The organism is Streptomyces sp. NPDC001902, assembly GCF_042891295.1.
Lineage (GTDB): Bacteria > Actinomycetota > Actinomycetes > Streptomycetales > Streptomycetaceae > Actinacidiphila.
In genome coordinates, this window is the sequence record NZ_JBIATA010000010.1 from 126,320 (window position 1) to 149,760 (window position 23,441).

The following is a 23,441-nucleotide window of genomic DNA, read 5'->3' on the forward strand; positions in this document are numbered from 1 at the left end:
TCCAACGCCGGCACCTTACGCGGCGGACCTCAGTGGTCAGCTCGTTCCTTCCCGGCGGGTCGGATCGTCGGAGTCGCCGCCGGGGAGGTCGACAAGGATCACTGCCACGTCGTCGCTCAAGTGGCCCTCGGTGTGGTGGAGCAGCCGCTGGTGCAGTCGTGCCAGGAACTCCTCCGGGGCGGTGGTGTGTAGCGCTTCCATGGCCTCGGGCAGGTCGAAGAATTCGTCGTCGCGGTTGCGGGCTTCGATGACGCCGTCGGTGTAGAGCAGCATCCGGTCGCCGGGGAGGAACGGATGGCTCTCCGCCTTGGGTGGAGGTCCGGTGTAGAGGTCTTCCAGACCGAAGGGCGGCAGGGGACAGGAGGGCGTCAGGGCCTGCACCTTGCCCTGGTGCAGCAGCAGCGCGGGCGGGTGGCCACGGTTGATCAGCTCCACCACATGTTCACCCGGGATGTCCGGCACCTGGGCCAACAGGGCGGTGGTGAATCCCTCCAGCGCGACTTCCTGCCCGAACGCCCCCGGCACGTCCGCCTCCCTCAGCAGGGCGGCCCCACAGTGGTTCATGACCTTCACCAGGTCGTCCTCGTAGTGCACGGCCTCCCGGAAGGCACCCAGCGCCACCGCGACCGCCCGCATGGCGTCCAGCCCCTTGCCGCGGACGTCGCCCACGATCAGACGGACGCCGTAGCGTGTCAGCACCGCCTCGTACAGATCACCGCCGACCTGCGCGCCCGTCCCCGCCGCGAGGCTCAAGCTGGCCGTCCGTACCGGACCCAGCCGCGCCGGCACAGGCCGCAGGATGACGTCCTGTGCCGCCACGGCGATACGGCGAACCTGGTCGAGCTCGCTGCGCCGACGCGCACGCACCGCCTTGCTCAGCATCACACTGGCCACCGACACCACCAGCAGACCTACGAGGTTGCCGAAGACCAGATGGGTCCCCCACGCATGGTTGTAGGTGGCCGTGGTCAGGTTGACGACCAAGGCGGCAGCCGCCGCCGACAGGGTGCCCTTCGGGCCCATCGTCAGTGCTGCCAGCGCCGGCACGGCGGTGAGGAGGGGGCCGGTCATCAGGAAATGCGCAGGTGACAGTTCGATCCCCAGCACGCCCAGCGCTATCACGAAGGGCACAGCCTGCGTGAGTGCCAGGAGGAGCCTGCTGTGGCCGCCCGCTCCCGGCCCGGGAGACGAGCAGGACGGTGACCGCATGCATTCAGCCTGCCCCAGTGCAGCGCCGATCGCACCGCCGGGCGTCCGGCACGGCCCTGACTCATGCCGAGCGCAGCGCTCGCTCCGTATAGGGAGGCTGCCGCTCATCAGGCTGTGCCGCAGCGAGTGATCAACTGGATGAGTTCAGGGGCTGACAGGCTTGTCATGAGACGCCGCAGGCCGTGGCCTGCTGGTGAACTCCTTCTTCTACGCGTCCGGCAGATCTGATCGACGGCCCATCCCTTGGTGGACTGGCAGCCTCCGCCGCTGAGGGAGGACCGCACCCGGCCCGCACCGTCCCGCGAGGCGCGGCTACGGGGCAGCCTCCGCGCACACCGGGTCGTCGACCGCGCTCACGGTGTACGGGGGCTGTCCCGGCGGGTCGTCGTTCTGGCTGTTGACGACGTAGAGCCGGCAGCCGTGGCGGGCCAGGGTGGTGGGCAGGTCGAAAGGCTCGCCGGTGATGCGGTGCGTCACCGTGCCTGCGTGCAGGCCCTGGTCGAGTTCGGCGATGTAGACGCCGTTCGGGGCGCCGTAATTGAGCACGGCGTAGAGCGTCCGCCCCCGTAGGAGCATCCCATCGGCCCCGAAGGACACGCCGCCCAGATCGAGCTGGACGACCTCACCGGTGGCGACGTCCACCCGCCACACCGCCTCGGTCCCGTTGGACGCCACCAGCAGTGTGCTGCCCGACCGGTCCGCGACGATGCCGTTGAGCAGCCAGTACCGCGCGGGGAACTGCGGGAAGGCGGAGCGGATGTCCAGCCACGGTTCCAAGGGCCCGAGCCTGCCATGGCGGAGGGCGGCCCGGTACACCACGGGGTTGGCCCAGTCCGTGACGTAGACGGCGTTGTCGGTGATCACCAGGTCGTTCAGGTCCGGCGCGCCGAGCGGACCGCCCTGCGCGGTGCGCGTGGCGAGCAGTCGGCCCCGACGGTCGTGGACGGTCAGTTCGCCTCCTCCGACGGAGTACACCCGCCCCCGGCCGTCGGTGTGCACCCCCAGCGTGCTCGGGCGGTTCGCCAGGCCGTCAGCGCGGAATGACCGCAGGTGCGCGGCGCGTACGTCGCCCCGGTACAGCGCGCCGGTGCCGTCGGAGGACACGTACATCGTGCCGTCGCGGTCGATCGCGATCCCCTCCGGCAGCACCCCGCGAGCCTCGGAGACGACGTAGGTGCGCGGCAGTTCGTGCGCGGTGGCAGGGGCGGCGGGCAGGGCCGCAAGGCCGGCCAGCAAGGCCGCGGCGCCGAGCCGCGGAAGTCGGGTGGAGCCGGGCATCGTGGCTACCTCCGGGTGCGTGGTGGACGCCCCCGCGACGCGGGGACGTCCGAGAGCCTGCCCGGGGCAGTACGGCGGCCGCATCGCCTTTCACGTCTAGGCGAAAGGCTCCGACTGGCCGATAATCGGTCGGCGTGATCCGCTTACACTTCGACGCCGCCGACCTGTGCCGGATCACGCTCGCCCCGGCGCCCAACGCCCTGTGGGAGGCGGTCCTCAGCGTGCGCGGCCTGCGCACCGCGACCGCCGGAGCGGGCCGGGCGCACCCTGCCGCCGGGCGGTGGCGCCGCCAGGTGAACGGCAGCTTCGCCGACCGCGCCGGGGTCCTGCTCGACCTGGTGCCCCGTGACGGCCACGTGCCCGACTTCTTGCTCCAGCCCGCCGCGGGGGACCTCGCCACGGCCGTCGACCTGGCCGGGCGCACCCCCGCCGCCCGCATCGCCGAGGACCTGCGGCTCCCACGGGACCCTGGCGGCCGGGGCGGCGCGCAGGAGCCGCCCAGCCGCTGGTCGCTCGAACTCGCCGCCGGATCGGCCGCCGCACGGCGCGTCCTCACGGCGGACCTGCGGAGCTACTTCGCCTCCTCGATCGCCCCGCTGTGGCCGCGGGTCCGCACCGACGGCGCGGCGGACCGCGCCCTGCGGGCCGAGATGCTGCTACGCGGCGGCGTCGACGCCCTGCTGACCACGCTCGGCCCCACCTGGCGCTGGCAACCGCCGGTGCTCCACCTGCCGTCCCGGAACACGTATGACATCCCGCTCTGCGGCCGGGGCCTGTTGCTCATGCCGTCCTGGTTCGCGACCGGCCCCATGATCAGGTACCAGCCCGGCGAACCGACCGTGCTGGCCTACCCGATGCACCTGCAGGAGCCCCCCACCGACCCGGGCGCCCCGCCCGGGGCCGCCCTCGGACCGCTGCTGGGGCGGACCCGGGCAGCCGTTCTCCAGGCCCTGCGCGATCCGGCGACGACCACCGCGCTCGCCGAGCGGCTCGGGGTCTCGCTCGCGACTGCCAGCCAGCACGCCGGCGTCCTGCGCGACGCAGGGCTGGTGCGCACGACCCGGATCGGCATCGCCGTCCTCCACAGCCTCACCCCGCTCGGCACGGCCCTGCTGTCGGGCGAGCCACCCGCGGCGGTCCGCTAGGTCGTGTCGTCCGCGAGCGTGTGCGCGGTCCGTCCGCGGTGGTCGAACCACCGCGGACGGACCGGCCGCACCCGTGGCGGGTGCGGTGAACGGCCGCGCCTCAGCGCAGGCCGAAGGCCCGGATCACCGTCTGATGCACCGAGTTGCCCGCCGAGTCCTTCGCGCTCGCCCGCAGCGACACGAAGGACGCCTTGTTCGGGGCGTCCAGGCAGAACCGCCCGTCGCTGCCGCAGGCGGCCTTGTGCCAGGTCCGGCCGTCGTCGTAGGACAGCTCCACGCCGACCGCGCCGAGCTTGCCGGCGAGGCTGGCGCCCGGCAGGTGGGCGGCGGTGACGGACAGGGTGCCGTGCCGCCCGGCGCGGCCTGCCGCGTCGGTGCCGATCCGGTAGTCGAGCTGCACCAGCGGCAGCACCACGGTGGCGGCATCGGTCGGCTGCGCCGACGTGAAGTCCCACTCGGTGCGCGTACGGGAGGAGTACGGGGTGTAGGTCACGTCCCGCTCACCGGTGACGACCAGCTTGTACGGCAGCTTGCCGCGGCTGGGGGCGTCTCCCCAGACGTTCGTGAAGTTCCCCTGGCCCAGCTGGGTGTTGCCCTGGTATAGCGTCTGCTGCTGGGTCACGGCCGGGTCCTGGCTCCACCCGACGTGGTTGCCGCTGCCCCAGGCCGGGATGTCGATGTACAGGAGGCTGCCGTTGCGGGTGGGCGGCAGGTTGTTGAAGAAGGCGTCGTTCAGGAAGGGGCGCTGGATCGGCTTGAACCACTCCTCGGACTGCCTGCTGCCGGCCCGGTAGGCGGTCTTCGCTCCCTCCTCGAACCCGATGGACTCGGCGAACGCCTCCTGGTGCCAGCGGACACCGTCGGTGGACACCCAGTCGGTCCGCTGGCCGTTCGCGGGCTCCGGCATGATGGGGCCGGAGGACCAGTCGACGCCGTCCAGCCACTCGAAGCGGAACTCGGCGCCGGGAACCTCCGGCTTCGGGCTCGCGAAGGTGACGTCGATCCGGGCGAGGTTCTTCGTGTCGCCCTTGACCGTCATCTTCGACGGGATCTCGTTCTGCCAGGCGTGCGCGAGGTCGTAGACGTACGGGCTCGCGGTCTCGGAGTCGACGGTGATCCTGGCCCCGCCGTCCTTGGCCTGCCAGATGAGCTTCTCGCCCTCCTCGGTGCCGAGCAGGCCGACGTCGAGGGCTACGGGCCGCTGACCGAGCGGTGCGTAGGAGCGCACCGGGCGGCCGTAGCCGTTCTCCACGACCAGCATGAGCTCGGCGCCCGCGGCGATCGCGTTGGCCGCCTGGTCGAGGTCGCTGACGTCGTCGCTGTGGCGGACCACCACGGCCTTGCCGCGCGCGTCGAGGTGGGCGTAGTCCTCGCTCGATCCCTGGCCGGCGAAGACCAGCGGCAGCTTGTACGTGCCCCTGGCCAGCGGCGTGATGCCCTCCTGGCGCAGGATGCCCATGAACTCGGTCGTGCGGGTGGAGACCGCCAGCGCCGGCTTCTCGGCGCGCCAACGGGCGGTCAGCTGGAAGTCCCCGTGGGTGACCTGGTGGGTGGTCGGCTGCGCCCAGATGCTGTCGTAGTAGACGCTCTCGGCCGACAGACCCGACCTCACGCCGTTCATGACGCGGTTGTAGCCCAGCTTCTGGAACGTCACGTCGCTGCGCTGCGGGGTGGTCATGTCGATGCGCTTGACCTTGGAGGCGTCGAAGGTGACGGTGGTGTCCCGGTCCACCAGCACGTCGGGGTCGCCGAGCAGCGCCAGGCCCCTGGAGTGGGGACCGTGGACGCCCTGGACCTCCTGGTAGGACAGGGCCGAGTACACGTCGTCGGGCACGAAGATCTCCACGGTGCCCGAGGGGCCGACACCCACCGGGACGGGGTCCTTGCTCCCTGCCTTGATCAGCATGACGTCGCCGGACGTGGGATTGCCCTCGGAGTCCTTGAACGTCAGCGTCAGCTTGTGCATCGTCGCGAAGCCGAGGGAGACGGCGGTGTGCGCCACGGCCCTGCCGGCGGTGTCCGTCGCGAGCACCTGGCCCGAGTAGTGCTCCTTGGCGGTGCCCGCCGAGCCGTCGATCGTCACCGTGACCTGGGTGGAGCCGTGCGCGGGGACGACCACCTGGGAGGCCGACAGGCGGAACATCCCGGACGGGGCGTGCGCCGCGTCGACGGACAGCGAGAGCGCGACCGGCGCGTCGGTGACGTTGGTGTACGTCACCGGGCGCTGGAGGGCGCCGCCCTTGTACTGGGCCGCGAAGGCGGTCGCCGAGGCGAAGACCCCGGCCCGCGCCGCCGCGGCGACGTCCAGCCGGCCGCTGCCGGCCTCGAAGGCGTCGTACGCCGGGGTCTGCCGGGAACTGCTGGCCAGCAGGTCCTTCAACTGGCTCCCGGTGAGGTCCGGATGGGCCGCGGCCAGCAGGGCGGCGGCGCCCGCGACGTGCGGTGTGGCCATCGACGTGCCGCTCATGGACTGGTAGGAGCCCTGGTCGTTCCCGTCGAACTGGGAGTTGGCCGCCAGGATGTCGACGCCGGGGGCGGTGATCTCCGGCTTCAGCGCGCCGTCGACACGGGGGCCTCTGCTGGAGAACGAGGCGAGCGAGTCGGTGGAGTCGACCGCGCCCACGGTCAGCGCCGAGGTGGCCGCCCCCGGTGCGACGATGGTGTTCGGATCCTCACCGAAGTTGCCCGCGGCGACCACGAACAGCGCGCCGGTCTGGGCGCTGAGCCGGTCGATGGCCTGGCTCATCGGGTCGGTTCCGTCGGACACCTGGCTGGTGCCGAGGCTCATGTTGATGATCTTGGCATGCCGGTCGACGGCCGCCCACTCCATGCCGGCCAGGGCGTAGGAGATCTGTCCGCTGCCGTGGTTGTCCAGCACCTTGCCGATGCTCAGGCGGGCGCCCGGGGCGACGCCCTTCTCCTTGCCGCCGGAGGCCGCACCGGTTCCGGCGATGATGGACGCGACGTGGGTGCCGTGTCCGGCGTGGTCGTCGGTGTTCTCGTCCGGTACGAAGCTCTGGCGGGTCGCGATGCGGTCCGCCAGGTCCGGGTGGCCGGCGTCGACGCCGGTGTCGAGGACGGCGACGTCCACGCCCTGCCCGGTGTCACCGCCCTGCCAGACCTGCGGGGCGCCGATCTGCGTGGTGCTGTCGGCGAGGTCGGCGTGGATGGGGGCGTCGAGCCAGATGTGCGAGATGCCGCCGCCGAAGGACGGCTGGGCGTTCTGGGCCCGGGCGCCGTCGTTCGCCGCCGCCCCGGCCACGGACTTCCAGAAGTCGTCCGCGCGGGAGCGGTCCGCGGTCAGCGCGGCGCCCTGGATGCTGTCCAGGTTCCGCACCCGGGCCGCGCCCTCGGGGACGGCGGACGAGCGGCGTGCGGCGCCGGGCTGCGTGTAGGAGACGATCAGCGGCAGCCGGGCGCGGTGCGCGTCGTCGTATCCGTCCGCGATCAGGTCCGTGACGTTGAACAGCTGCCGGTCCAGGGTGCCCTGGGCCAGGAAGGGCAGGGCGGACTCGGGGTAGACGTAGAGGTCGTCGCCCGACGTCATGATGCGGGTCCGCGCCGGCAGTCCGTCGGCCCCGCGGACGGTGACGGTGCCCCCGGACTGACCGCCGCCCCGGGCGGCCTGACCGGTGGTCACGACGTCGCCGGTGATCAGTGTGACGGTGTGGTCGCCCGCGGGCACATGGTCCGCGGCGGATGCGGATGCGGACGCGGGTGATGGAGTGGGAGCGTCGGAAGGGGCGGCTGCCTGAGCCGTGATCGGGCTCGTGAGGGCGAGTACCGAAGCGCCGGCGATGACCGGCACGCTCCAGCGTCTGTGGTGTCGCTTCAAGGGTTTCCCTGGTTGGGGTCCGGGCAGGGGACGATCGCCCCCAGCCGTCCAGGGGCGTCACACCGCAGCGGGTTGGCGTCACCTGGGCGACGTGATCATATGCACGTATGAATTCACTGTGAAGAGTGGTGCCTCCACCTTGTGAAACTCGGGGCAACGATGCGTTCCGCGCGGTAGGTGCTCAGCGTATCCGTCTGCACCTTATTCGGGGGAAGTGGCCTCCGGGCCAGGGATGATGCAGGTGGCAGCCGGGGTGAACGCGCGCCGTACCCCTCGCCTGCCGCGGGGGAGGGCGATGGCGGAAACAGTGGTGACAGTGTGTCCGCGTGTTCGTGCCGCGTGGGCGAGTGGAGATCCGCCACCGGGGTGTCCGTGCCGTTATTCCCGTGGAGATCCGGTCCAACAGCCTGCTACGTTGCAAGACTTTGCCCCGATCGGAAGGACTGTCATGGACGTCCCCTCCCTGCACGGCCGGTTCCTCGACGACGTGCTTCCGCGGATCCAACAGGACGACCGCGTCAGTGGTGTTGCCATCGCGGGGTCGATCGCCGGTCGACACCCCGACATCTACTCCGATGTCGACCTGATCGTGGTCATCGACGACGAGGCGTTCGACTCGGTCATGGCGGAGCGTCTCACGCTGATCGGTTGCTGGGCCGCCCTCGTGGCCGGATTCACCGGGGAGCACGTCGGCGAACCCCGCCTGATCATCACGCTCGTCGGGCCGCCCCTCCTCCACGTCGACTTCAAGTTCGTGCGGGGCTCCGACTTCGCCGACCGGACCGAGGACCCGGACATCCTGTGGGACCGCGACGGCCGCCTTGCCACCTCACTCGCGGAGCATCCGCCGGCCACCCCGTCGTTCGACCTCCAGTGGATCGAGGACCGGTTCTGGACCTGGGTGCACTACGGCGCGACGAAACTCGGCCGCGGTGAACTGTTCGAGGTCATCGGCCTCCTCGGCTACCTGCGCGAGGCCGTACTGGGCCCCCTGGCGGCCCTCCGGGTGGGTGCAGCCCCCCGCGGTGTGCGCCACCTCGAATCCATCGCGCCGGACGAGGCGCGTGACCTCCGGGCGACTCTGTGCGGTTACGACCGGCACGACGCCGGCCGGGCCCTCCTCGCCGGCGTCACGCTCTACGCACGGTGGCTCGAGGAGGCCGGAGTGGCGATCGAACGTCACCCTCACGCCGAGAAGCTCGCCGTGCAGTACCTCCGCGACGTCATCGACCAGGCGAACTGACCGGGCCGTCTCCGCGACGACGGGTGTGGCGCTCGCGGCGCTCCGCCGACCGGTGCGTTTGCATATCCAGTTCCTCTTTTCATGTCAAGCCCCGAACTGGAGTGACGTGACGGAATCCGAACGGTAGGGCCGAATGGAATGCGAGGCGTTCCGGAAGGCAAAAGGGGTGACTTCCGCCACCGCCTCTGCCATCGACCCGATATCGCGGCACCGACTGTGGGTGAACGACCATGCACTGGAATGACGAGCCACGATCCGCGAGCTCCTCTTGTCCCGACGGGCAGGAGGAACGACCGTGACCTGCAACGGCTTTGAGCAGTCCACTGCGGCTTCGGCCGGCTCGCAGGGCGTGGCCGGCGCTTCGGGATCCGGGGCGGAGAATCGCGTCGAGACACTTCTTGCCGAAGTTCTCGCGGGTGTCCTGCGAACCGGGCAGGTACCGGCAGACGGTCATTTCTTCACCGACCTGGGTGCGGATTCTTTGCTGATGGCTCATTTCTGCGCCCGCGTACGCAAGCGCGACGACCTACCCACCGTCTCGATGAAGGACGTCTACCGGAATCCCACCATCCGCGGCCTCGCCGCCGCCCTGGAGCCGCGGGTGGAAAGGCCCGAAGAGCCTCCGGCCGGACCAGGCGCCGGCGTACCCGGTGCGGCGGCAGCACCCGCCGCGACGGGCACCGCGCGGTACGTGCTCTGCGGGGCGCTCCAGCTGCTCGTGTTCCTCGGCATGTCCTTCGTGGCCGCCCTCGCGGTCACCCGCGGGTACGAGTGGATCCGGGACGGCTCGGGATTCGCCGGTGTGTACCTGCGGTCCGCGCTGTCCGCCGGCGCGGGGTTCGCCGGTCTCTGCGCCCTGCCCGTCGCCGCCAAGTGGATCCTGATGGGGCGCTTCCGGCCACGGCGCTTCCCGGTGTGGAGCCTCACCTACCTGCGGTTCTGGTGCGTGAAGGCCCTGATCCGCACCAGCCCCGTGCGCCTGTTCGCCGGCACCCCGCTGTACGTGCTCTACCTGAGGGCGCTGGGAGCGCGTGTCGGACGCGACAGCGTGGTCCTCTCGCACCATGTGCCGGTGTGCACGGACCTGCTCACCGTCGGGCAGGGGACCGTCATCCGCAAGGACGCGCTCTTCTCCTGCTACCGCGCCCGTGCCGGAATGATCGAGACCGGTCCGGTGACGCTCGGCCGGAACGTGACGGTCGGCGAGCAGGCCGTCCTGGACATCGACACCTCGATGGGCGACGGTGCCCGGCTCGCCCACGCCTCCGCGCTCCACAGCGGCCAGGCCGTTCCGACCGGCGCTTCCTGGCACGGTTCCCCCGCCCAGCCGAGCGGCACCGATTTCCGGGTCGTCCAGCCGCTCGCGTGCGGCACTCTGCGCAAGGCCCTCTACACAGCCGCACAATTGGCGCTGTTGCTCGGGGTGTACCTGCCGGTGGCGGTGGGCGGTCTCGCCCCGCTGTTCGCCGCCCTGCCGCAGCTGGACGTGGTGTCGGCCCCTGAGCACGCCTTCTCCAGTCCCGCGTTCCACATCGACGCACTGACCGCCTCGCTCGTGGCCTTCTTCGGCGGTCTCCTGGCTTCCCTGGTGGCGGTGAACGCCCTGCCTCGCCTGCTCCACCGGACGATCGAACCGGGCAGGACCTACCCCCTGTACGGCTTCCACCACGGTGTCCAGCGGGCCCTCGCGCGGACGACCAACATCAGGTTCTTCGTGCTGCTCTTCGGTGACAGCTCCGCCATCGTCCACTACCTGCGCTGCCTCGGGTACGGCCTGCGCCGGGTCGAGCAGACGGGTTCGAACTTCGGCTCGCTGGTCAAGCACGACACGCCCTACCTGTGCGAGGTGGGCAACGGCACGATGGTCGCGGACGGCCTGTCCGTCATCAACGCCGACTTCTCCAGCACGTCCTTCCGCCTCTCCCCGGCGGCGATCGGCGCGGGCAGCTTCCTCGGCAACAACATCGTCTACCCCGCGCACGGGCGCGCCGGTGACAACTGCCTGCTCGCCACGAAGGTCATGGTCCCCATCGACGGCCCCACGCGGGAAGGCGTCGGCCTGCTCGGCTCGCCGAGCTTCGAGATCCCGCGCACCGTGCAACGTGACCAGCGGCTCGACCACCTCGCCACCGGTGAGGAGCGGCGGCGCCGCCTGGCAGGCAAGAACAGGCACAATGCCCTCACCGCGCTCCTGTACGTGCTGATGCAGTGGTTCCACTTCCACGTCGTCGCCCTGGTGGCGATGACCGCCGTCGACCTGTACCACGTCCACGGCGTGGCGCCGGTCGCCCTGGCCGGCCTGATCACCGTGATGTTCACCGTCGCCTACTACGCGCTGGTCGAGCGGGTCGTCACCCGCGTACGGCCGCTGAAGCCCCTGTACTGCTCGATCTACGAGCCGTCCTTCTGGCGCCACGAGCGCTTCTGGAAGCTGACCACCCACCGGTACATGCAGCTCTTCAACGGCACCCCGTTCAAGAACCTCGTCTGGCGGCTCCTCGGCGTCAGGATCGGCCGGAGGGTCTTCGACGACGGCTGCTCCCTGATCGAACGGGGCCTGGTCACCATCGGCGACGACTGCACCCTCAACACCGGCACGGTCATCCAGTGCCACTCCCAGGAGGACGGCGCCTTCAAGTCCGACCACGCCAGGCTGGGCGCCGGTGTGACCCTCGGGGTCGGGGCATTCGTCCACTACGGCACCACCGTGGGCGACGGGGCCGTGCTGGCCGCCGACTCCTTCCTCATGAAGGGCGAGGAAGTCCCCTCCCGTGAGGAGTGGGGCGGTAACCCCGCCCGGAAGGCCACCGCCGTCCACCAGCTGCCGGGTGCCCGGCGCACCCCGCCGTCAGGCGGCCCTGAGGCGGGGCCGGGCAACCGGGACACGCTCGCCGCCGTCGCCGCTCAGCGTGGCGAGGTCGCCCGCCCGCGGCAGACGCTCGGCACCCCCTGACCCCGGCGGCGGTGTGCGGGGACGGCGCCGGACCGTCCCCGCACACCCGTCGTGGCCTCGCTGACGCTCAGGTGATCAGCCGGGCCGGGGTGGTGGCCGCGTGCACGAGGACCTCCAGAGGCCCTCGCCGGAAGATCCGGGTCCAGGCCAGGGCCAGGACCATCGCGGCCGCGGCGAAGGAGAGCAGGACCGGTAGGGCGGCGGAGTCCGGCAGGTCGTCGACGCCCAGGGCCTTGATGGCGACGATGTGGCCGACGTACGCGGTCAGCGAGATCGAACCCACGGCGATCACGGGCGTGGCCGCCCACCGCACGCGTGCCGACCGTTCGACCACCGCCAGGCAGGTGGCCAGCACCAGGAGCGCGACCCCGGTGTTGCCGAGGATCGAGAACGTCGTCTGGCTGTGCGGCGCGGCCACCAGCAACCAGGACGGCGTGTCGACGACCTGGTCCCCGTACGCCTGGGACAGCGCGTCCGACCACCAGGCCGAGGCCGTGGGAGCGCCGTCCGTGGCCGCGCCGATCGCGGCCCGCGCGCCCGGAGCCAGGTGCAGGGCCAGCCAGGAGCCGCCGTAGCCGAGCACGGCCAGTGCCGCCCCGCACACGGCGACCTTCGCGTGCACGCCGGGCCGCCGCAGGTCGAGCCGGGCCACGGCCATCCCGGCGATGAGGAAGGACACCCACGTCAGCACCGGGTAGTCGCCGGTGACCAGCAGTTCCAGGAATCCGTCCGAGCCGGTCAGCCGGGCCAGCGGATCGTGTGCGATCACCGTGTCGCTCCAGCCGCCGTTGTCGATGGCGACCCGCAGTACGTACAGGACCTGTGGCAGTACGAGCGCGGTGGCCGCCGCGATCAGCGCCAGCGTGCGGGCCCGCAACCGGTACAGGGGCAGCACGAGGAGGAAGGCGAGCCCGTAGTAGGACACGATCACGTCGATGGACGTGCCCAGGTCCGTCAGCAGGTACCCGAGGACGATCAGCAGGCCGGCCCGGATCAGCACGCGGCCGATGGCCTGCCGTCCCGCGCGGCCGGTACGCGGCTCCGGCCGGCCCGTGAGCAGGACCAGGGCGAACCCGGCGAGGAGGGCGAACAGCGCCGAGGACCGGCCCCGGGCCAGCTCCATCGCCCAGCCGAGCGGGCCGCCCACCGAGGGGTCCGGACCCACGTGCGCGGCGAACATCCCCAGGATGGCCAGACCTCGCGCGAGGTCGACGCCGATCAACCGCCCGGCCCCCGCGGGGCGGAACGGGGAGGGGGCCGCCGGGACCTTCTTGTCGAGCGGCGGCGAGTCCTCGGCCGCGACGAGTGCTGGGTGGGTCATGCGCCCCAGACTTGTGAGGCCACCGGTCGCACGCCATCCGGCGGGTGTCGGGATTTCCCCCGCCAAGTGGCTGGCCCGCGCCCCCCCCGCGTCCCGCCGTTGTGACGTTCCCGGTGGACGAAGGCTCCCGTTGAACGCGGCCACCCCTGAGGGCTCCGACGCCGCCCCGACCCCGGGGGTCCGGGGGTGCGCCGCGTCGGGCAACCCTCCGGGAATGGCCGTTCCGTGCGGGAACCGTGAAGGGCGGGCTCCGGGGTGATGGGGAGGACCAACGGTCACCCTCCGGCCATGTACGCGCCAACCATCCGGCAACTGCACGCCGTCCTGCACAACTGCAATGCCCTGGCACCACCAACCGGGCCTCACGGCCGAACTCCGCACGCCAGGGATTGCGCACCCACATGCAGCCTTCCGCATCACCTTCTCCGTCCGGACACTCCGCCGAACTGCGTGACGCCGTACGCCGCTTGGACAGACGCCGCTTCCTGACCGTCACCGGAGCGGCGGCGACGCTGGCCTTCGCCGCGAACATCCCGCTCGGCGGCACCGCCGCGGCAGCCGAGGCGAGCGCCGTGCAGATCACCGAGAACCCCTTCACGCTGGGCGTGGCCTCGGGCGACCCGATGCCCGATTCGGTGCTGCTGTGGACCCGGCTCGCCCCCCGCCCCTACGAGACCGGCAGCGGCCTGCCCCAGAAGCGCTTCAAGGTCCGCTGGGAACTCGCCCACGACGAGCGCTTCACCCGCGTCACCAAGCGCGGCACCGTCGACGCGCACCCGGAGTACAACCACGCCGTGCACGTCGAGGTGGGCGGCCTGGACGCCGACCGCGTCCTCTACTACCGGTTCCGCGTGGGCCAGTGGGTCAGCCCGGTGGGCCGAACCCGCACCGCCCCGTCGAAGGGCGCCCGGCTCACCGAGCTGCGCCTCGCTGCGGTGTCCTGCCAGGCGTACCACGACGGCTACTTCACCGCCTACCGCCACCTGGCCGACGAGGACCTCGACGCGGTCTTCCACCTCGGCGACTACCTCTACGAGTACGCGGTCACCGCGACCGGGGGCGCCCGTGCCTACTCCGACCGCGTCCTGCCCGAGGTCTTCAACCGCGAGACCCTCACGCTGGACGACTACCGGCTCCGGTACGCCCTCTACAAGTCCGACCCCGACCTGATGGCGGCCCACGCGGCCCACGCCTTCGTCGTCACCTGGGACGACCACGAGACCGAGAACAACTACGCGGACGGCACCCCCGAGAACGACGTGCCCCCGGAGGAGTTCCTGCTGCGGCGGGCCTCCGCCTACCGCGCGTACTGGGAGAACCAGCCGCTGCGGCGCCGGCAGCTCCCGCACGGCCCCGACGCCCAGCTCTACCGGCGCCTGCAGTTCGGGCGGCTCGCCCAGTTCGACATCCTCGACACCCGCCAGTACCGCTCCGACCAGGCGTACGGCGACGGCTGGCAGGTCCCGGGACCGGAGTCGCAGGACCCGGCCCGCACGATGACCGGCACCACCCAGGAGCGCTGGCTCGTCGACGGCTGGCGCACCTCGAAGGCGACCTGGAACGTCGTCCCCCAGCAGGTCACCTTCGCCCAGCGCAAGGACCGCACGACACCGGACTTCAAGGTCTCCATGGACTCCTGGGACGGCTACCCCGCCTCCCGGCAGCGCCTCCTCGACGGCTGGGAGTCCGCCGGCCGGGACAACCTCGTCGTCCTCACCGGTGACGTCCACGTCCACTACGGCTTCGACATCAAGAAGGACTTCGACGACCCGGCCTCGAAGACCCTCGGCACCGAGATCGTCACCAGCTCGATCACCAGCGGCAAGGACGGCTCCGACAAGCCGTCCAACTGGGCCACCTACCTGCAGGCCAACCCGCACCTGAAGTTCTACAACGGCCGCCGCGGCTACGCCGTGGTCACCCTCGGCAAGGACGCGGCGCGCGCCGACTTCAAGACCGTGTCCGCGGTGACCACGCCCGGCGCCCCCATCACCACGGCCGCCTCCTTCGTCACCGAGGCCGGCAACCCGGGCCTCACGCCTGCCTGATCTCTGACGGGCCGCCGTACGCAGCGGGACCCCGGGGGCGTTCCCCGGGGTCCCGTGCCGTTCGGTCCGGCCACCAGTGTGCGGAGAAGTGACGGCGTGGCGCTGACGTGCGAAGATCCGGCGTCAGGATTCGACCGACCGGGCCGACCGAGCGTGCGCCGGTGGTCGACGGTCCCCCGCGCGGACCCCAGGACCGGACGCCCGCCCCACCGCCGTGGGGCGGGCGTCCGGCCGTTCTGCCGGGCTCGTGGCCTCTGCCTCGCGCGGAGCCCGGAGCGCGGGTTCCCCGTGGTGGGGTGCAGGCGGCCCGGGCGCCGGCACGGACTTCCGGCCCCGGGTCGGCCTGCATACGGTGAGACCGGACAGCCGGCCGCCCTGTGACGTCGGGCCGTGAATCTTCGGGACCTGGCCACCCGCTACGACAAGACCGCCACCATCTCCCTTGCCGCGCGCCGCTTGCGGTTCGCGGCCTGGTCGGCCGGCCGCGGGATCAGCGACCGCATCCCACACCGTCGGTGGTGACTGCGGGTCGCCCGAGACGAATACGCCTTGTCGGCCAGGATCATGTCCGGTGGTGCTTGGACGCGATCGCGTCGATCACCTGCCAGTGATCACGTCACCACCCTCCCGCCTCGATGTCCGGTCCGGCGGCAGCGGCTCGATCTGCCCCAACTGGCATCAGTCAACGACAGACATCCACCAACGATCAGACAATCCGAGGGAAACGCCTAGTCCGCTTGCAGGACGAAGAACAGGAAGCAGAGGAAGCGCGGTTGGGCCGCGATGGCCTCGGGGAACAGTTCACGGGCGGCGGGGTCGGGATCCGGCTCGCTGATGGCCGCGATCCGGAAGCCTGCCGCGGTGAACGCATCGGTCATCGCATGCAGCGGCCTGTGCCAAAGCCTCATCAGGGCGGTCCGGCCGCCCAAGGTCCACTCGTCGGTCCAGGCGGTGGTGTCGAAATAGCCGTGCTCGGCTGCGCGGCCGGCCTCGCGGTGCATGGTGGCGATGGCGAAGGGATGGTCGACGGACGCGATCAGCCGGCCGCCGGGCTTGAGTACGCGGCGCAGTTCGGCCAGCGCCGGCCCCCAGTCCTCCAGGTAGTGCAGCACCAGGGACGCGACGACATCGTCGAACGTGTCGTCGGCGTAGGGAAGGGGGCTGCCAAGGTCGGCCACCTGCAGATCCGCCGCCTCGCCGAGCCGGCGCCGGGCCAGCTCCAGCATCCCGGAACTCGCATCGAAGCCGCTCACGAGGGCGCCACGGTCACGCAGCGCCGCGGACAGGGCCCCGGCGCCGCAACCGGCGTCGAGGATCCGCCGGCCGGCCACCTGCCCGGCGAGGGCCAGCATCGCGGGACGCTCGTAGTAGGCATTGATCAGGTTGGTCTCGTTCTCACTCGTGTACGCCTCGGCGAAGCTGGTGTAGTCGTTGACCTTCGGCGGATCCACCGTCACGGCCGACGGCGAGGTGCGCCCGTCGTGGCTCGCGTGCCCTTGCTGCTCGTCAGAAGTCATGGTGCGGGGGACGTCGGCCCGCAACAGTTCGGTTCCTGGTCCGAGCTATGAGGGGCATGACGGACGCGTCGACGTCGAGTAGCCCTGTGATGCCGGGAGGGTCAGTGCCGCGCCGGCGGCTTGACGCCGAACCAGTTGGTCGCGGCCATCCCGGAGGCCGCCTCCCGTTCCCCTGTGACGGTGAGGGCATCGAGGGTGGCGAACTGCTCCGTGTTCAGGGTCGGTTCGGCAGTCGCGGCGTTCTCGGCCTCTCGAGCGGCCCGCGCACGCTCCGTGATGTGACCCACCACTCTCGTCTCCTGATTGCCCGCGGCGGAAGTCGCACATTAGATTGTGTGGATAGAACGTTCTATCTACTTGCGTCCGTCGCCCGCACCACCGAAGGAGTAGCGATGTCCCACCGTCGCCCCGTTCGCCCCGTCCGTCTCGCCGTCGTCGGCGCGGTCGGTCTCGCCCTGGCCGCCGGACTGGCCACGACCGCCTCGGCGACCTCGGACCATCACGCCGAGCCGGCAGGCAAGCCGAAGCCCAAGCCGACCGTCGTCCTCGTCCACGGTGCCTGGGCGGACTCCGCCGGCTGGAGCGGCGTCGCCAAGCGCCTGCAGGCCGACGGCTACCCGGTCACCGCCCCCGCCACGCCGCTGCGCGGTCTGGGCAGCGACGCCGCCTATCTGGCGGACTACCTCAAGACGATCAACGGCCCGGTCGTCCTGGTGGGCCACTCCTACGGCGGCGCGGTCATCACCGATGCCGCCACCGGCAACCCCAACGTCAAGGCACTCGTCTACGTCGCCGCCTTCGCCCCCGACAAGGGTGAGAGCATCACGGACCTGGTGGGCAGGTTCCCCGGAAGCCACCTCAGCGACGACCCCGACGCCCCCCTGCCCACGGCGCTGAACGCGGTCCCCTTCACCCAGGCCGACGGCGGCACCGGCGTCGACCTCTACATCAAACCCGACAAGTTCCGCGACGTCTTCCTCAGCAACCGCGTCAGCAAGAGCAAGGCCGCCGCGCTCGCCGCGACGCAGCGCCCCGTCACCGCGCAGGCCGTCGGCGAGCCCTCGGCCGTGACTCCGGCCTGGAGGACCATCCCCTCCTGGTACCTCGTCGCCCGCGGCGACCGGACGATACCCCCCGCCGCCGAGCGCTTCATGGCGTCGCGCGCGCACGCCCGCACCATCGAGGTCGACGGCCCGCACGCGATCCACCTGACCGATCCCAAGGCCGTGACGCGTCTCGTCGAGAAGGCCGCGACCGCGCGCTGACCCACCCCCGCCCCCGGCCTCCTCCCGGCACCTACGGGAGGGGGCCGGGGGCCCGTGCGCAGGAGCCGGACTCAGGCCGCGGCCATGAGCACGGCGACCCCGTGCTCCAGGACGGCGCCCGCGGCCCGGGCGTCGCCGAGGTAGCCGGCCACCATCGCACCGTCCCGCATGGCCATCATGGCGTCGGCCGAACGTGCGGGATCGGCTGCACCGAGCCGCTGGAAGGCGTCCTGCAGCACCTGGAGGAACCAGGCGCGGTGTCGCAGCACCGCCTGGTGGGCGGGGCTTTCGGGGTCCGGGTACTCAGCCGTGGCATTGATGAACGGACAGCCCCGGAACCCGGCGCCGCACACTTCCTCACCTATGCCGTGCGCCACGGCGGCGAGGAAGTCGGAAGGCGAACCGATGCCTGTCTGCGCCGCGGTGATCCGGTCCCGGATCTCCTGATCCGTCGCCTCGAGGTAGGCACGCACCAGGTCGTCCTTGCCGGCGAAATGCCGGTAGAAGGTGCCGCGGGCGACGTCGGCCTCCGCCATGACGCGGTCCACCCCCACGGCCCGGATGCCCTCGCCGTAGAAGAGCCGGCTCGCCGTGCCCAGCAACCGTTCGCGGGCCTCGGAGGGGCGGACCGGCGCGGATGCGTGCGTAACGTTCGACATGGCTACAGCATAGAACGGTCTTTCTACTTCCGGGTGTGGATCTCGTTGCTGTGGCGCCACTCGCGTGGGAGCATGCGCTGTTCATCGCCGGTACCGCGGGACTGCCGCTCCGTGCCGGTGCGTCGTCGGAACCGGGTGGGGAACGTGGGCAGAGGGGTGGCGCGGGCAGCCGCGGCGGTGTGCGTGCTGACCGTGGCCGTTGTCGGATGCGGATGCGAGCGCGGGGGCGGGGACGGGGGTCTGGACGGTGCGGGGGCCTCGCACCCCGGGAGGCAGGCCGCGGCACCCGCGAAAGTCCTCGGTCACCGGGAACTGGAGCGGACCGCTCTCGGGTCGGGGGACGTCGACGGATTCAGCGTCGGCCCCGTGGTGGGCGACGTGGGGGCCGGTCAGCCGGTGGTGGGCCCGGTCGCTCCCGCCCCCGCGCGGTGCAAGCCGCTCAACGACATGACCGCGTTCGTCGGCAGGTACCAGCCCGTGTGGCAGGTCGCCAAGATCGTCAGTCGCACGTCCGATGAGGGCGACACGTCGTCCACGACGGTGGCGCTCAACTCCTACCGGCAGCAGGAATCGGTCAAGGTGATGACGGAACTGCGCGGTGCGGTGGACACCTGCACGAAGTTCGCGCCACCCGGGTCCTCGGTCACCGGCTGGACGTACTCGCAGATCCGCAAGCTGCCGGTTCCTTCGCTGGGGGACGACGCGCTCTCCTACCGCATGACGCTCGACATGCCCGCGGACGACATGGGCCCCGCGCACTCCGTCGTCTTCACCTACGTGGTGGTCCGGAGCGGAACGACCGTCACGACGTTCGCCTCGAACCTCTTCGGCGTGAACGGCAAACCCACCGAGGTCCCCCGGCGGGTCATCGACGCCCAGCTCAAGAAGCTGAGCCAGGCGTCGTCGGGCTGACGGACCCGGTGCCGGCGCCCGGGTGCGGTATCCGTCCGGGTCAGTTTGGGGCGGCGCTGAGCTGCTGCTGGGCCCAGGCCAGGTGCCATGTGTCCAGCGGCGTCCCGGAGTTCAGCTCCAGGCCGGGCACCGGCTCGAGACGTCCCCCGCGCAGTTCGGCCAGGAGGCGCTCGGCATCGAGGGAGGGGTAGTCGAGGTAGCCGCGGTCGTCACCACCGAAGAAGGTGGCCCGCAGCGCCTCGCGCAGCTCCGCGTTGCGGGCCAGGCGCTCGGGCAGGTCGGGGTTGGCGATGAAGTCGCGCCCGAAGCCGACGGCGTCGACGGTGCCGTTCTCCACGGCGCGCAGGGCCTCCTCGCGTGCGTAGCCGCCGGTCGCGATCAGACGGCCCGGGTAGCGCTCGCGGGCCCAGGCACTGTCGATGGAGTCGGCCGGCCGGCGCTCGGCCGTGGAGTCGTCGTTGCCGACGATGCCCGGCTCCACCAGGTGCAGGTACGCCAGGTCGCGAGCGGCGAGCGCGTCCACGACGTAGCCGAACAGGGCCTCCGGGTCGGAGTCGGCCATGTTCTGGAAGACGCTGCTCGGGGATATGCGGACGCCGATGCGGTCCGCCCCCACCGTCTCGATCAAGGCGTCGACCACCTCCAGCAGCAGCCGCGCGCGGTTCTCGACGCTCCCGCCGTAGCGGTCCGTGCGCCGGTTGGCGCTGTCCTGGAGGAACTGGTCGATCAGGTAGCCGTTGGCCGCGTGGACCTCCACGCCGTCGAAGCCGGCCGCCAGCGCGTTCGTGCCGGCCTGGGCGAACTGGGCGACGACGGCCTGGATCTCGTCGATCTCCAGCGGTCGCGGCGTCACGAAGGGCACGCGGCCCTCGTCGGTGAAGACCAGGCCGTCGATCGCGATGGGGGAGGGGCCGACCGGGGTCTTGCCGTCGGGCTGGAAGACGGGGTGCGAGGCGCGGCCGGTGTGCCACAGCTGCGTGACGATGGTGCTCCCCGCGGCGTGCACCGCGTCGGTGACGTGCTTCCACCCCTGGACCTGGGGGTCGCTCCACAGGCCCGGGATGCCGGGGCCGCCGACACCTTCGGCGGAGACGACGGTGCCCTCCGTGATGATCAGTCCGGCCGAGGCGCGCTGGGTGTAGTAGAGCGCCGCGGAGGGGCCGGGGCTGCCGTCCGGCAAGGAGCGGCTTCGCGTCATCGGCGGCATGACGAAGCGGTTGGACAGGGACAGGGCGCCGAGCCGGACGGGGGCGAACAGGGGGCTGTCGTGCATGGTTTGCTCTCCGGGAAATGGGGATGGGGCTGAGGAGCGGTGAAGGTGCAGGCCAGGCGGTTGTGGGGCCCGGAGGTGTGACGCCGGGTACGTGGCGGTCGCCGGACGGCGCGGGCGTCGGATCTGCCTCCCGGCCGCCGAGCCGTGACTTACGCCGCCTGGTACCGGCGGGTGTTGACCCTCCCGCCCAGCGACGTGGCCGCGCGGAGTGCCCAGTACGGGTCGCGGCGCAACTCCTGGCCGAGGAGGACGGCGTCGGCCTGGCCGGAGCGGACGACGGCCTGCGCCTGGGCCGGCCCGGTGAGGGGGCCGACGGCGGCGACGGGCATGCCGGTCTGGTGGCGGAGGAGGTCGCCGTCGGTGGGGACGTCCATCAGGTCCACGCCCCGGGCCTGCAACTCCTTGGCGAGGCGCAGGGTGTCGTCGGTGATCTCCTCCGGCCAGTCGTGGTCGGACGTGCGGAAGAAGACCGGCAGGTCCTGCGGCCACACGGCGCGGACGGCGTCGACGACCTCCAGGGCGAAGCGGGTGCGGCCGGCGAAGTCTCCGCCGTAGCCGTCGGTGCGGCGGTTGGTGTGCGGGGAGAGGAACTGGTTGATGAGGTATCCGTGGACGCCGTGGATCTCGGCGACCTGGAAACCGGCGTCCAGGGCGCGCCGGGCGGCGTCGGCGAAGTCCGCCACGATCCGGCCGATCTGCTCGGTGCTGAGCTGTTCCGGCGTGGTGGAGCCGGTGCCGAACGGGACGGCGGTGGGACCGCCGGGCGCCCAGCCGTACTGCCTGCCAGGGGCGCCGGGGAACCTTCGGTCGACCCAGGTCCCCTCGGTGGCGTCCCGATGCCCGGCGGCGAGCTGGATGCCGGGCACGGTGCCCTGGGACTTGAGGAATGTGGTGATCCGGCGGAAGGCCTCGACCTGGGTGTCGTTCCAGATGCCGAGGTCGTACGGACCGGTCCGACCCTCGGGGCTGACCGCGGTGGGTTCGTTGAGGATGAGCCCGGTGCCGCCGGTGACGCGCGCCGCCAGGTGGGCGAAGTGCCCGTCGTTCGGCACGCCCGCCTGCTCGCCGTCCGGTGGGGCGGTGGACTGGCACGTGGCGGCCATCCAGATCCGGTTCGGAACGGTCAGTGACCGGAGGGTCATGGGCTCGAACAAGGTGGTGCTCACGCAACTGCCTCCTACTGGATGGGGGAGTGGGTACCGGGCGAACACCCGGACGTCATCGCGCCCGGTGAGGCGTCCGCCGGTGCGGCTTGCTGGCTTGCGCCGGTCGTGTCGGTCCCTCTCAACCGTCACATTCCACGGTAGGGTATGGACGGTTATGTCCGGAATATCGAGATCCAGATGGTCCGAATCGGGGACAGCGATGCCGACCGTGCTGCCGATCAGTGCCTACGTCGTGCTCGGCCTGCTGAGCAAGCAGGACGGCGCGACCCCCTACCAACTCGACCAGAGGATCCGCCAGAGCATCGGGTACTTCTGGGTCTTCCCCCGCTCGCAGTTGTACGCGGAGGCCGGACGGCTGGTGCGGCGCGGACTGGTCGTCGAGCACCAGGAAGAGGGCGGCCGCCATCGCCGCACCCTGTCACTCACCGACGAGGGGCGACGCGAGCTGTGCCGGTGGCTCGCCGCCCCGACCCGGGCGATCACCGAGATCCACGACGAGGGGCTGCTGCGGCTGTACTTCCAGCCGCAGGCCTGTGACGCCGGCGGTCCCGGCGACGCGGACACGGTGGACGCGATCAGCCGGCTCGCCGCGGAGCAGATCCAGGCCCACGAGGGCCAACTCGCGGAGTACCGGCAGCTCGTCACCTCCGGACTGCTGCGCGCGGGCTCGCCCCAGCGGGCGACGGTGGAGGTGGGGTTGCGGTTCGAGCGCCTGATGATCGGCTTCTGGCACGAGATCGCCGCCTCGCCGGCGGACCTCATCGGCGAGGGCGCCGGGGAGGCGTGAACGACGGCGGCCGTCGCGTGTCGCATCCGTCCGCGCCGACCGGCGCGAGGGGACCCGGCGGACGTGCACCGGCGCGAGGGGACCCGGCGGACGTGCCCACCGCGGCGCGACAGGGCGGGAAGCCGGAACCGGCATCCCGTCCCACTGTCGGCGCTCGCGGCGCTCGTCCTCTGGATCCAGGCGTGCTTCCCCTACGTCCGCTGGCGCGGGCCGCTGCGGCTGCGGATCGGGGCCGACGGCATCGGTATGCGCGAAGTGTCCGGCGAGGAGGGGTACTTCCGGTGGCCGCAGATGGCCACCGTCACGATCGGGCGGCGGGCGTACGGCCCCGACCCCCGGCCGTGCCTCACCGTGTGGCCGCTGCCAGGCACGCACGCGGGCGAACACCCCAGCCACCTCTCCGACGGCCACCGGGCCTACGTGCTGGACCGGCTGGACCGCCTGCCCGGAGGCGCGGAGGCGGTCGTCCCGGTGCTGCGCGCGTACGCGGGGGAGCGGTACGCCGAGACGGTGTGACGCGGGCGGAAGAGGCGAGCTCGGGGCGACCGGCCGCGCACCTGACCGGCAGCAGGTCGTGCATCCCGTTCCAACGCGGTCCGAGGGGTCCCGGGCCGCTCCGGCGAACGCGGTCGACCGCAGCTGCTCCTGGGGAGCGGTGTGCCTGTACGAGCACTCCGGCTTCCCGAGCCCCGGGTCGGGCGCAGCCCGACCTGGGGGCCTCGTCGTGCCCGTGCCGACGCCTGGCCGGACCACGCCTGGCTGCCGCCCGCAGGCGTACGAAGCCGGATGCCGTCGCAGCGATGAGTTCCCAGGCGCCCACCGGTCTACCT

At 71.7% G+C, this 23,441-nt stretch carries 18 protein-coding genes; 9 read left to right on the top strand and 9 right to left on the bottom strand.

From position 1 onward, the window contains the following. Positions 1–36: 36 nt before the first annotated feature. Together ACFYYN_RS18605 and ACFYYN_RS18610 are read right to left on the bottom strand one after the other, a co-directional pair. On the bottom strand, positions 37–1,107 hold the full coding sequence (locus tag ACFYYN_RS18605; protein WP_500546669.1) for a PP2C family protein-serine/threonine phosphatase: 1,071 nt from the start codon (positions 1,105–1,107) through the stop codon (positions 37–39). A 414-nt stretch (positions 1,108–1,521) separates the two neighbouring features. Beyond that, a complete protein-coding gene (locus ACFYYN_RS18610) occupies positions 1,522–2,487 on the bottom strand; it encodes an SMP-30/gluconolactonase/LRE family protein (protein WP_500546670.1) in 966 nt (321 codons plus the stop codon). A gap of 134 nt (positions 2,488–2,621) precedes the next feature. Here ACFYYN_RS18610 and ACFYYN_RS18615 point away from each other — a divergent pair, with 134 nt between their 5' ends. Further along, positions 2,622–3,632 carry a winged helix-turn-helix domain-containing protein gene (locus ACFYYN_RS18615; RefSeq protein WP_500546671.1) on the top strand — a complete coding sequence of 337 codons (1,011 nt, stop codon included), beginning with the start codon at positions 2,622–2,624 and terminating at the stop codon, positions 3,630–3,632. A gap of 100 nt (positions 3,633–3,732) precedes the next feature. On the opposite strand, the gene ACFYYN_RS18620 is transcribed toward ACFYYN_RS18615, so the two are convergent. Further along, on the bottom strand, positions 3,733–7,272 hold the full coding sequence (locus ACFYYN_RS18620; RefSeq protein WP_500546672.1) for a S8 family serine peptidase: 3,540 nt from the start codon (positions 7,270–7,272) through the stop codon (positions 3,733–3,735). Positions 7,273–7,915: 643 nt separating this feature from the next. On the opposite strand from ACFYYN_RS18620, the gene ACFYYN_RS18625 reads away from it, so the two are divergent. Further along, entirely contained in the window at positions 7,916–8,710 is a 795-nt protein-coding gene (locus tag ACFYYN_RS18625; protein WP_500546673.1) for a nucleotidyltransferase domain-containing protein, read from the top strand. A 349-nt stretch (positions 8,711–9,059) separates the two neighbouring features. Then, on the top strand, positions 9,060–11,663 hold the full coding sequence (locus ACFYYN_RS18630) for a Pls/PosA family non-ribosomal peptide synthetase (protein WP_500546778.1): 2,604 nt from the start codon (positions 9,060–9,062) through the stop codon (positions 11,661–11,663). Positions 11,664–11,730: 67 nt separating this feature from the next. Here ACFYYN_RS18630 and ACFYYN_RS18635 read toward each other — a convergent pair whose 3' ends face one another. Further along, complete coding sequence (locus ACFYYN_RS18635; RefSeq protein WP_500546674.1) at positions 11,731–12,984, bottom strand: DUF418 domain-containing protein; 1,254 nt, start codon at positions 12,982–12,984, stop codon at positions 11,731–11,733. A gap of 401 nt (positions 12,985–13,385) precedes the next feature. On the opposite strand from ACFYYN_RS18635, the gene ACFYYN_RS18640 reads away from it, so the two are divergent. Next, on the top strand, positions 13,386–15,032 hold the full coding sequence (locus tag ACFYYN_RS18640) for an alkaline phosphatase D family protein (protein WP_500546675.1): 1,647 nt from the start codon (positions 13,386–13,388) through the stop codon (positions 15,030–15,032). Between the two features lie 390 nt (positions 15,033–15,422). After that, complete coding sequence (locus ACFYYN_RS18645) at positions 15,423–15,554, top strand: hypothetical protein (RefSeq protein WP_500546676.1); 132 nt, start codon at positions 15,423–15,425, stop codon at positions 15,552–15,554. A 206-nt stretch (positions 15,555–15,760) separates the two neighbouring features. Here the strand turns inward: ACFYYN_RS18645 and ACFYYN_RS18650 are convergent, their stop codons facing one another. Together ACFYYN_RS18650 and ACFYYN_RS18655 are read right to left on the bottom strand one after the other, a co-directional pair. Further along, positions 15,761–16,549: a class I SAM-dependent methyltransferase gene (locus tag ACFYYN_RS18650; RefSeq protein ID WP_500546677.1), complete on the bottom strand. Its 789-nt coding sequence runs from the start codon at positions 16,547–16,549 to the stop codon at positions 15,761–15,763. Positions 16,550–16,650: 101 nt separating this feature from the next. Then, entirely contained in the window at positions 16,651–16,836 is a 186-nt protein-coding gene (locus tag ACFYYN_RS18655) for a hypothetical protein (protein ID WP_500546678.1), read from the bottom strand. A 105-nt stretch (positions 16,837–16,941) separates the two neighbouring features. On the opposite strand from ACFYYN_RS18655, the gene ACFYYN_RS18660 reads away from it, so the two are divergent. After that, positions 16,942–17,814 (top strand): alpha/beta fold hydrolase, encoded by an 873-nt coding sequence (locus ACFYYN_RS18660; protein ID WP_500546679.1) that lies wholly within the window; start codon positions 16,942–16,944, stop codon positions 17,812–17,814. Positions 17,815–17,885: 71 nt separating this feature from the next. On the opposite strand, the gene ACFYYN_RS18665 is transcribed toward ACFYYN_RS18660, so the two are convergent. Further along, positions 17,886–18,473: a TetR/AcrR family transcriptional regulator gene (locus tag ACFYYN_RS18665; protein WP_500546680.1), complete on the bottom strand. Its 588-nt coding sequence runs from the start codon at positions 18,471–18,473 to the stop codon at positions 17,886–17,888. A 366-nt stretch (positions 18,474–18,839) separates the two neighbouring features. On the opposite strand from ACFYYN_RS18665, the gene ACFYYN_RS18670 reads away from it, so the two are divergent. Continuing rightward, on the top strand, positions 18,840–19,385 hold the full coding sequence (locus ACFYYN_RS18670) for a hypothetical protein (protein ID WP_500546681.1): 546 nt from the start codon (positions 18,840–18,842) through the stop codon (positions 19,383–19,385). A gap of 40 nt (positions 19,386–19,425) precedes the next feature. Here the strand turns inward: ACFYYN_RS18670 and ACFYYN_RS18675 are convergent, their stop codons facing one another. Then, a complete protein-coding gene (locus ACFYYN_RS18675; RefSeq protein WP_500546682.1) occupies positions 19,426–20,658 on the bottom strand; it encodes an alkene reductase in 1,233 nt (410 codons plus the stop codon). A 149-nt stretch (positions 20,659–20,807) separates the two neighbouring features. After that, positions 20,808–21,800, bottom strand: a complete 993-nt coding sequence (locus tag ACFYYN_RS18680) for an oxidoreductase (RefSeq protein ID WP_500546779.1) — start codon at positions 21,798–21,800, stop codon at positions 20,808–20,810. Positions 21,801–22,023: 223 nt separating this feature from the next. On the opposite strand from ACFYYN_RS18680, the gene ACFYYN_RS18685 reads away from it, so the two are divergent. Further along, on the top strand, positions 22,024–22,611 hold the full coding sequence (locus ACFYYN_RS18685) for a PadR family transcriptional regulator (RefSeq protein WP_500546683.1): 588 nt from the start codon (positions 22,024–22,026) through the stop codon (positions 22,609–22,611). 246 nt (positions 22,612–22,857) lie between these two features. Then, complete coding sequence (locus ACFYYN_RS18690) at positions 22,858–23,127, top strand: hypothetical protein (RefSeq protein ID WP_500546684.1); 270 nt, start codon at positions 22,858–22,860, stop codon at positions 23,125–23,127. The last annotated feature ends 314 nt before the right edge of the window (positions 23,128–23,441 follow it).